This window comes from Bradyrhizobium sp. BRP56 (assembly GCF_020194035.1).
Lineage (GTDB): Bacteria > Pseudomonadota > Alphaproteobacteria > Rhizobiales > Xanthobacteraceae > Bradyrhizobium > Bradyrhizobium australafricanum.
This window is the reverse complement of sequence record NZ_JADYVV010000005.1, coordinates 163,463-172,795: the sequence shown is the minus strand read 5'-3', so window position 1 is coordinate 172,795 and position 9,333 is coordinate 163,463. Positions and strand designations below refer to the sequence as shown.

Annotated in this window: 9 protein-coding genes; 3 read left to right on the top strand and 6 right to left on the bottom strand. The window is 59.9% G+C overall.

Annotated features, from left to right (window positions below):
• Nucleotides 1–196 precede the first annotated feature (196 nt).
• The 3 genes from I6F38_RS06175 to I6F38_RS06165 form a co-directional block, all read right to left on the bottom strand.
• Entirely contained in the window at nt 197–376 is a 180-nt protein-coding gene (locus I6F38_RS06175) for a hypothetical protein (protein ID WP_069277449.1), read from the bottom strand.
• The gene (locus I6F38_RS06170) at nt 373–690 is read right to left on the bottom strand and encodes a hypothetical protein (RefSeq protein ID WP_141713415.1); all 318 of its coding nucleotides are present in this window, start codon (nt 688–690) and stop codon (nt 373–375) included. The genes I6F38_RS06175 and I6F38_RS06170 overlap by 4 nt, the downstream gene beginning before the upstream one ends.
• Before the next feature lie 398 nt (nt 691–1,088).
• Nucleotides 1,089–1,544, bottom strand: a complete 456-nt coding sequence (locus I6F38_RS06165; protein WP_028344369.1) for an Hsp20 family protein — start codon at nt 1,542–1,544, stop codon at nt 1,089–1,091.
• A gap of 1,179 nt (nt 1,545–2,723) precedes the next feature.
• On the opposite strand from I6F38_RS06165, the gene I6F38_RS06155 reads away from it, so the two are divergent.
• The 3 genes from I6F38_RS06155 to I6F38_RS06145 all read left to right on the top strand — a co-directional run bounded on the left by I6F38_RS06155 (nt 2,724) and on the right by I6F38_RS06145 (nt 4,383).
• Nucleotides 2,724–3,173, top strand: coding sequence for an Hsp20 family protein (locus I6F38_RS06155; RefSeq protein WP_028344419.1), 450 nt, complete (start codon nt 2,724–2,726; stop codon nt 3,171–3,173).
• An 84-nt stretch (nt 3,174–3,257) separates the two neighbouring features.
• Nucleotides 3,258–3,755, top strand: coding sequence for an Hsp20/alpha crystallin family protein (locus I6F38_RS06150; protein WP_026193316.1), 498 nt, complete (start codon nt 3,258–3,260; stop codon nt 3,753–3,755).
• 19 nt (nt 3,756–3,774) lie between these two features.
• On the top strand, nt 3,775–4,383 hold the full coding sequence (locus I6F38_RS06145; protein ID WP_225159453.1) for a hypothetical protein: 609 nt from the start codon (nt 3,775–3,777) through the stop codon (nt 4,381–4,383).
• Nucleotides 4,384–5,971: 1,588 nt separating this feature from the next.
• On the opposite strand, the gene I6F38_RS06140 is transcribed toward I6F38_RS06145, so the two are convergent.
• The 3 genes from I6F38_RS06140 to I6F38_RS06130 are packed head-to-tail and all read right to left on the bottom strand — an operon-like array spanning nt 5,972 to nt 9,304.
• Nucleotides 5,972–6,439, bottom strand: a complete 468-nt coding sequence (locus I6F38_RS06140; protein WP_225159452.1) for a heme-binding protein — start codon at nt 6,437–6,439, stop codon at nt 5,972–5,974.
• The gene (locus tag I6F38_RS06135; RefSeq protein WP_225159451.1) at nt 6,436–7,635 is read right to left on the bottom strand and encodes an amidase; all 1,200 of its coding nucleotides are present in this window, start codon (nt 7,633–7,635) and stop codon (nt 6,436–6,438) included. The genes I6F38_RS06140 and I6F38_RS06135 overlap by 4 nt, the downstream gene beginning before the upstream one ends.
• 55 nt (nt 7,636–7,690) lie before the next feature.
• The gene (locus I6F38_RS06130; protein ID WP_225159450.1) at nt 7,691–9,304 is read right to left on the bottom strand and encodes an ABC transporter substrate-binding protein; all 1,614 of its coding nucleotides are present in this window, start codon (nt 9,302–9,304) and stop codon (nt 7,691–7,693) included.
• Nucleotides 9,305–9,333: the final 29 nt, after the last annotated feature.

Sequence of the window (9,333 nt, the reverse complement as noted above, 5' to 3'; positions counted from 1 at the left end):
CCCGCCGCCGTCAGAACGGGGAGCATGTTATGTTTTCGACGTAGCCCATCTGGGTGAGATTCTGAACGTCAGCCGGACCGAGCGGGTTGACGATAAAGCGCCTGGCTCTGATGTCCCGCAAGACCCAGCGAAGTCGGATGGCTTCGTCCAGGGGCAAGCTCTTCAATTCACCCATGCGGCCATGTCATCCGTTCTGTCACGCTGCGCGAGCGGGTTGCTCAGGCTGCCGACGCTTGTCCAGCAGCAGCTGCTCTTCGTTGATGCGTTGGCGAAAGCGCTCGCGCTCCCGTTCCGAGGTCGCGGTAGCCAGGAGATACTGGTATTGGTCGATGATCTTCTCGCTGCCGCGAATAAGTGTCATTTGAAGGTCGATCATGGATGGCCTTTTCCCGATGTTCTGGCCGTCGGGATAGACGTCAGACACGTACCGATGGGGGGTACGTCAGACGCCACGCGTTGCACGGCTTCGAGCTCCTCGCCGATGCGCCTTTCGATGAACTGACGCTCCAAGTCGGAAAGCTGCGTTTTCGGGAGTCGCCGATAACGCCAGATGTTGTTACGATGCGATCGAAGTTGCTCGAGCCGCTGATCGATCAATCTGGAGTGTCGCTTCTCCATCGGGCCGTATCTTGAGGACCAGCGGGCTTCAATCCTGTCCACGACTTGCTTGGGCAGCGTGATGTCGGTCATGGCAACCTCCTATGCGGCAACAGGACGCGCCGTCGAGCGCAGACGGGCTGACTTTCCTCCCGGCAGTGGGCGTAGATCGCCGTCCAGACTGCGAAGTGCAGCCAGGATCGCGTCGACGCGAAGGGACGCTGACAATCCCTTCGACGACACAAGGTAAGATTGGATGGAATGGCAGCGACGGAAGCTCGGCGCGCCAGAATGGCTCGCCCCTCAGCCATGATCAGTGGGGGATCCGAGAATACATCCCGGGGACGTTCGAACCGTCGCTCGTTTGGGATCAATGACTTCAAAGCGTCCAGATTCGTATACGCGGTCGCCGGCCGCATGGTTGCCTCCGTTCTGTAGACGATATCGATGTGAAGGCTGCGTGCCGGATTGCCGACACACGGCTAGGCCGGTTAGGCAACAGATTCGAGCTGTCGGGGCGCCTTCGTCGACGCTGCATTGATCGCGATCCGCCGCGGCTTCATGGCCTCGGGAATCTCGCGCGCAAGCTCGATCTTGAGAAGCCCGTTGTCGAATGCAGCACCCTTTACCTGAACGTAGTCGGCCAGGCTGAACTGCCGCTTGAACCTCCGGGTCGAGATCCCCTGGTATAGGTATTCGCGCTCGGCCTTTTCGAGCTTGTCGCCTTCGATCGTGAGGACGTTCTGCTCGGCCGTCACCGAAATCGCGTCAGGTGCGAAGCCTGCGACCGCAAGCGCAATCTGATAGCGGTCCTCGGCCAGCTGCTCAATATTGTAGGGAGGATAGTTGTCGTCGCCACCGGCCCGGTTGGCCATTTCGGCAAGATCGAAAAGACGATCGAAGCCGATAGTGGAGCGGAAAAGAGGGGAGAGGTCGCATGTGCGCATAGCCAAATCCTCCAGAGAGCAAGATGGATATGAACGGCACCGGGACACAACCGGCGCCCGTCTCGTCTGGGGCCCTAATGGGCGCCCCGACACCGCCCCAAAGCGGGCTGGCGCGGCAAAAATTATGCGGCGGAGTGACGGCGTCAAGAGCCGCTCAGAAAAAATTTGCGATCTGCCGGCGGTCCGACCCGCCAATGGTGAGCGAGCGGAAGCATCGCGGAGTCGAGGCGCGCCTGCTCTCCGATGAACCGAAGACCTTGGACGAACCTGCGCAGGAGCGCGGCGTTTCGCGCGAGCGGATCCGTCAGATCGAAGCGCGTGCCGTCGAGCTGATCAGAGCGCGGTCCAAGCCCGTTCCGCCGAAACCCAAGCTCCGTCCAGCCTTAGAGCCGCGGCGGCACGCTCTCGAACAATGGAGCCACCTGTGCATTCTCATTTCAACCTCCTGAGCCTGCCGTAGGCTCTGAAGCCGCTTTCATTTGGTGCACCGTCAGCGTTGTAGGGGTGTCCTCGTTCCGGTGATCGCTTGCGATGCAATCGCTCAGCGCATGACTTCCGCAAGTATCGCAAATAGATGGGGTGGCGCATCCGGCGTTCGCAAGAGATCGGCGGGACTTGAAACGTTAGAGGCTAGCTGCAAGCAAGGGTTGCGCGCCGGCTGCGCAACCGATCTCGCATGGCGCGTGCCTTCGTGATAAGCCCGTTTGCACGGCAGCCGACTCCAGAGCAAATGGAAATACCGCAATGGGGCCGGCACGCCATCAGACGGCCTCCCACGACGAGTGATTTACCGTGGACGGCGCCGTTCTCTCGTTGTCTTGATCCGGATCAAGAAATCCAGGTCCCCGCGGCCACAGTGCAAACTTCTCCGGCCCCCGCGATGTCCCCGTATTGAGCGGTCTCCCGACCCGGCGCAGATGGCGGGCGTGCCTCGCGAGCCAACTGCCCGAACTCGGTTCCGGTGCGCGGGCCGGAATAACCCGACTAAAACCAAGCCAAAAAATTTTTGCGAACGCTCTTGAAACTGATCGCCGTTTTTCTAATTGGATTTTTGCCGCTTTACGGGCGGTGCCGGGCGCCAGGTTGGGCTCGGCAAAGCAACCAGGGCGCCGGACAGGTGTCTTGCACCGATCGTCTTGCGCTCCTTCGTATCCATCTTGCTCTCTGGAGGACTTGGCTATGAGGACATACGATTTCACTCCCCTGTGGCGTTCGAGTATTGGATTCGACCGCCTCATCGATCTGCTCGACGAAACCCAGCATCGGTCCGAAGACAACTACCCGCCCTACAATATCGAGCGGCTCGGAGAGGACCGCTACCAGATCTCGGTCGCACTGGCCGGCTTCAACCAGGACGAGATTTCGGTGACGGCTGAGCAGAACGTGCTGACCGTGGAAGGCCGCAAGGGCGACAAGGACCAGCACGAATACCTCTATCAGGGTATCTCGGCGCGTCCGTTCAAGCGACAGTTCAACCTCGCCGACTACGTGCAGGTCAAGTCGGCAATGGTCGAGAACGGTCTGCTGCGGATCGAGCTCGTGCGCGAAATCCCCGAGGCCATGAAGCCTCGGCGTATTGCCATCGGAAGTGGCGCTCCTGGCGGACAAATCACGCAGAAGGCGGCCTGAGCCCGCTTCCTATTGGGCCAAAACACGCACGGACGGTAACCGTCCGTGCGCTGACCAGCTGCATGTCAAGTTAAGGAGGATATCATGGGTATTCGGGATCTCGTTCCCTGGGGCAAAGGGCAAGAACTCTCAACCGGACGAGAGGCATTCGATCCGTTTCTCACGCTTCACCGTGAGATGAACCGTCTGTTCGATGACGCCTTTCGCGGCTTCGGCTCATTCGGTCGCATCAACGCTCCGTTGATGGAGGGCCAGTTTAGTTGGCCACGCCTTGAACTGAATGAAACCGATAAGGAGGTTACGGTTTCCGCCGAGCTTCCAGGCCTCAGCGAAAAGGATGTCCAGGTTGAAATCGCCAATGGCATCCTGTCAATCCGGGGTGAAAGGAAAGCCGAACGCAGCGACGATTCCAAGTTCGTCAGCGAGCGATACTACGGCTCTTTCGAGCGCCAGATTCCGCTTGATGGCGTCGAGGAAGATAAGGCAAAGGCCGACTTCAAGAACGGCGTCCTCACCGTGACGCTGCCGAGGTCCGAGCAGTCAAGGTCGAACGTCAAGCGTATCGCGATCAACAGCAACTAACGTCAGAGGTCGGCGGCGTATGACCGTCGCCGACCTCTATATTCAAGCCTTTAGCAACGCGTCTCTGGACGAAAGGAGAAACAGGAGACACGCCATGAGCCAAGCCAATCGTAATGCCAACCTCAATGAGCCGATTTTCCATCCAGTATCTCACTATAATTCACCTGGCGATGTATTGAATGACGCGCGGCTCTCGACAGACGAGAAGCGGGTCATCCTATCGTCCTGGGCATCGGATATGTACGTCATCGAATCCCAGCCGGCTCTTCGGGAGGTGCCCGGCATTCCGCATCGGTTGCGCCTTGCCGATATCCTGGCGGCGCTGAAGCGGCTGGACGACGAGGAGGATCCGCCGCCGCGCGGTGGAATGGCGATGCAGCTGCCTCGAGTGAGCAAGCCGGTGCGCGCCGTTTGCGATTCCGAACGACATGCTGCGACGAAGCGGCATCGGCCGTTGAGAGTATCCCACGCGGATGCTCGGTGGACTCGCGAAGCAAATGTACGGCGGTACCGACGGCTGTTGGACACTCAACTGACTGACGCAGAACGCAACTTCATCAGGCGGCGTCTTGTCGAGGAATTAAAGGGCTTGATCGCCTCCAGGAGCGAGCGTCGTCACACAAACTGAGCCTCGGGGATCGGGCGTGTACGATTAAAACTGTCGATGGAGGCAGGAAAAGATGGCAGCAGATCCGTTAGCTCAAGCGAAGATGGGTGTGGAGGCCCTTGCACTGTGTATCGCAGGTGTCTTGTGCGAACGTGACCCATCGCTTTTGCCCGTATTCCAAGAAAGTGCGAGGACGCTTCATCGCATTCTCGATGATCGTGGAGATCATGAGGCCGCAGCAATGATCGGCGCATTTGGTCGAGCATTAATCAAACGTCCTCCAATCCCAAATTGACAATGGTGACCATAGCAATGTCCCATCGCTTGAATTCGCCGAATGAGACGTTATGGAAGAAGTCGGCCGATGGCCGATAGCGCCAGCTGGGTATGACGTTAGTGCCACGTGCCTTCGATCCCGGACTAGTTCGTTTAGCAACGAGCCATAGCCCGTATCTCGGGCGTCGTGTCAGCAAATGACTTCGCGGGATCTCCTCGCCAATTCTCGAGCCGGATGCTCGGCCAGTGTGAAGCCCATGGCGACGACGTAACTCAGTTTTGCGCGCTCGGAGGGCGGTCCCATTTGCTGCGATTTCAATGATTTGCCTCGCTTTGTGGACCATAGGGTACATTTCGAGGCCAAAAGTACCTTTCAGAAATGCTACCCACTCAATCATTGGGACAGCGTATCGTCGTTGATTTGCCAGCACAATTCTCCAAGTCTGACGGACAAATGCCGACGGTATACCCGCCGCAATTTTGTGGTCTTGAATTCACAAAAAAATTTGAGCCATTCGCGCTCTTGGCGAATTCGCCATCTATCGGAGTCAACCGACTGATCAACTCTGCCAGCGTGGTCAAGACTGCCATTACGGCCTTGGTTGGGCGTATGTTCAAATACCGTCAGAGATCGGGAGCGCGCCGCTCCGGCCGTTCGATGCCCGCAGCTGCCGTCGCGGCCATGCCGCGACCGGAATGCGACCAGTTGGGGTGGGCTACCTTCAAGTTTTCGGCTGAGGACCGCGAACCCTGACTAAAGATCTTGGCTCTCGATTGGAGGGCCCCTTTTTCGGCGGAACGGGTGTCTGGCCAACCCCGTTGAAGTAACTCGGCCTTTCTTTCGCCTCGAACAAATTGCTACGGTGTTCGCAACGGTCCCCTCCGCGCCATCTGAACCGTAGCTTTCCACTGCAATTGCGATGCGACTACACCGCGAGCACCCCGGCGCGTTACATGGTGCCAGCCGTCTACTTCAACCGCTAATTTGTTTAATCTGGCGAGCTCATTGGTTACGGCAACGACCATGTTGAGCTGCTTCGTCAAGCGGCGCGACATGTAGACCGGGTCCTCGAGGTGAACATCCCGGTGACTAGCCGATCGAGTTGCCGGCCAAGTTCCAACTAGCGATCAATCTCAAGACCGCCGAAGCGATCGGGCTCGAGGGGCCGCCAACGTTCATGGCTAGCGCCGACGAAGTCGTACAATGAGCGATTAACGGAGCGGATTTGGTTCCGCTTGTGGGCCCTTAGCTGTCTTCAGCCGCGCCGAGAGCGGACGAAAGTCGTGCTGCGCCTGTAAACTACACGAATGATTCAGATCCTCGGCTGAGGCGTCATCCCCTGATGATCCCGGTATCCTCCGCTCCCATCGGCTTGAAATCGGGGCACATGTCTGCGCGCGGGATCGCAGCGGCACCGGCTCGAGCCACGGCGAGATCCTGCATGCCCGACCCGGAGCCCGCCACTGCGCCAAGAATGAATCCATCGACGCGGATGGGCAAACCACCGATCAGATTGGTCCAACGACTTTCGTGCGCCAAGGTGACCTGAATCTCCACATCTGCGTGAGCGCCGCCGGTCGGCACGCCGGACAGCGCCGACGTTCGCGCTTTGTTGATGGATGACGTAACGCTCAGTCCTTTCGAGCCGTCCATGCGTCCGAACGCCAAGAGATTGCCGCCGGTATCGACCACCGCGATACACATCGGTTGCCCGATACGGTTAGCCTCCGTGATGGCCGCGTGGAGCACCTTGAGCGCACCATCGAGCGTGAGCGTCCTTGTGTCCCTGACGTCAGTCATCGGGGCTCCTGGAACAGTCCTACCGAGAATTCCCGGGCCAGGGTGCGTGCCGCAGCAATAAGCGGTGCATCACCGCCACGCCAGCCGATAAGAGACAGCCCGACCGGAATAGAGCCTGACGTTGCGACGGGCAGGTTGACCTGGGGCAAGCCGGTCAAGCCGGCGATACCTGTCAGATCCACGATCCCCTGCACTGCTGCACGGATCTCCGACAGGCGTGCATCGCGACTGATCGGCAGAATGGGGGAGGTCGGCAGGCACAGCATGCGCCGGCCATCGAGCAGATCGTCGAGCCGCTTCGACGCGCTCGCGCGAAAAGCCTTGGCGGCCGCGAGATCGGCCGGTGGCGTGCGGCCGTCGTCGGCAAAAGCGCCAGCGACCTCCGAGGAGAACCGCGGATTCACCCGGTCGACCCAATCGCGAAAAGTCGCCTGAAATTCCCATCTCTGCAGGATACGCTGATGCCGCGCCCAATCGCGAAGCTCTCCTCGGGTCAAGGGTGACAAAGTGGTCGCAGTCGCAAGACGTAACCGATCAACGATCGACTGCAGGGCGCCCTGCACTTGCGCGTCGGCGATGGCAAAGCAGTCGGACGCAATCACAATTTCCGTTGGCAAGGCGTCGGGCGCTTGCTCTGCGAGCAGCACCGCGCCGACCCGCGCGAATGTCATCGCGTCGCGGGTGAAATAGCCGACGGTGTCGAATGACGGCGCCTGGATCATCATGCCAGTAACGGAGATCCGACCGTGCGTCGGCCGCAGCCCGTAGAGCCCGCAGAAACTGGACGGCACGCGCACCGAGCCGCCGGAATCAGTCCCTAACGCAATATCCACTAGACCGCCGGCAACAGCTGAGGCGGAGCCGCTCGACGAGCCGCCTGGGACGCGGTCCGGCGCACGCGGGTTAAGTGGCGTGCCATAGAATCTGTTGATGCCGAGCAATCCGAGCGAGATTTCATCGGTGATGGTCTTGCCAGTCAACGCGGCGCCCGCGCCCAGCAGACAGTCGACCGCGCAGGCGTCAGCCTTAGCCACCTCATGCGTGGCGGCCCAGTCCGGATTGCCGCAGCCGGTCACGGTGCCCGCGACGTCGAACAGATCCTTGACTGCAAAGGTCAGACCCGACAACGGGCCTGATCGGTGCGGAGCGCGCTGGAGGATGGGACCTGGAACAAAGGCGCCGAGCGTGTCTTGCACGGTGTTTCTCCGAATGAAAGGCAAGCGCGCCCCATCGAGCGCGCTTGCCGTCGCCTCATTCCTTGTAGAGCTTGCGGAAGTCGGGATGCGTGTGGAACCAGTATTCAAAGCCCTTGACGTTCTTCTGCACCGCATAGTCCGCAAAGCGGGTGTAGAGCGGAATGCGCGGCAGATCGGTCATGACGATGTCCACCATCTTGGTCAGGCTGGTCTTGTAGATCTCGGGATCCCGGGTGAAGCGCGCTTCGTCGATCACCTTGTCGAGGCTCGGATTGACGTAGTTGGCGGTGTTGAACACCGAGTTGTTGCCGCCATGGAAAGTCCAGAAGAAAAAGTAGTCGGGGTAGTCGAGCCAGCCGTAGAATTCTGCGATGACCATCGGCATCGTCTTGCTCGCCATCTGGGCGAACCAGTTCGAGCCAGGCACCTTCTCGATCGTGAGTTCGACGCCAATCGTCTTCAGCGCCTCCTGGATCAGGATGGCAGTCGGCTCACGCACGGTCGATTCCGACAGATCGATCGACAGCGTGGTCTTGAAGCCGTTAGGGAAGCCGGCCTCGGTCAGCAACTGCTTGGCCTTGGCCAGATCCTGGCCATGCTTGATCGGAACCGGCCACGTTGCATCCGGATAGGATTTATCCGGGTCGCCGCCGAACATCGGCTTGGCGCGGTTATAGAGCGCGGAGCTCACGATCTCCTTGTAGGGGATGGCGTAGGAGATCGCCTCGCGCACCTTGGGATTGTCAAACGGCGCGATCTTGACGTTCATGTCGACGAACACGAGGTCGTTCTGCACGGGCACGCCGATGATCGCGACCTTCCCCTGCTCTGCCAGCTCCGCATAGTCCTTCGGGGGCAAGCCGACCGACATGTCGACGTCGCCCTTTTCCAGCAACGCACGGCGCGTACCGGCCGAAGCGATCTGCCGATAGATCACGCGCTTGAGCTGGGGTAACGGGCCGGACTTCCAGGCGTCGAACCGGGTGAAGACGGTCTGCTGACCGGGTGACCAAGACTCGACCTTGTAAGCACCACCGCCGCAATCATTGCGTGATACCCACTCGAATGCCCAAGGGTCCTGTGGCGTTGCATGCTTCTTGGCGAGCTCTGAATTGATGATGACGGGCACGGGAACGACGAGGTCGGGCATCGTCAGTTTGTTGAACTGGTCGAAGGTCGCTTTGAAGGTGTGATCGTCGATCACCGTGAACTGTTCAGGCTTGACCAGCGATCCCGCCGCCATTTGCACCGCCGGAAAGCCGCCGGCGGCGATAGCGCGGTCGAACGACCATTTGACGTCCTTGGCCGTGACTGGGCTGCCGTCGTGGAACGTGGCATCCTTGCGCAGATGGAAGATGTAGGTCTTGCCGTCCTCGGCGGCTTCCCAGCTTTCGGCCAGCTCGGGGGTCATGACCTTGGCATCGTAGGACACAGTGCCATCCGCCAGCTTCTTCTCGCCATGGCTGACGAGCCGGTCGTAGGCCTGCCATACCACCATGCGGCTGTGATCGTTGGCCGTCGGCACCATCGTGTCGAGGCCGTTCGGGCCCATCTCGGACACGATGACCATTGTGTCCTTGGCGATTTCAGCCGCGAGCGCGGGAGCGCCGGGCAATGCAGCGGACGCTGTGAGCAGCGCCGCTGTGAGAAGTCTACGATCGAGCTTCATGTCGTGCATCCTCCTGGATATGTGAGTGG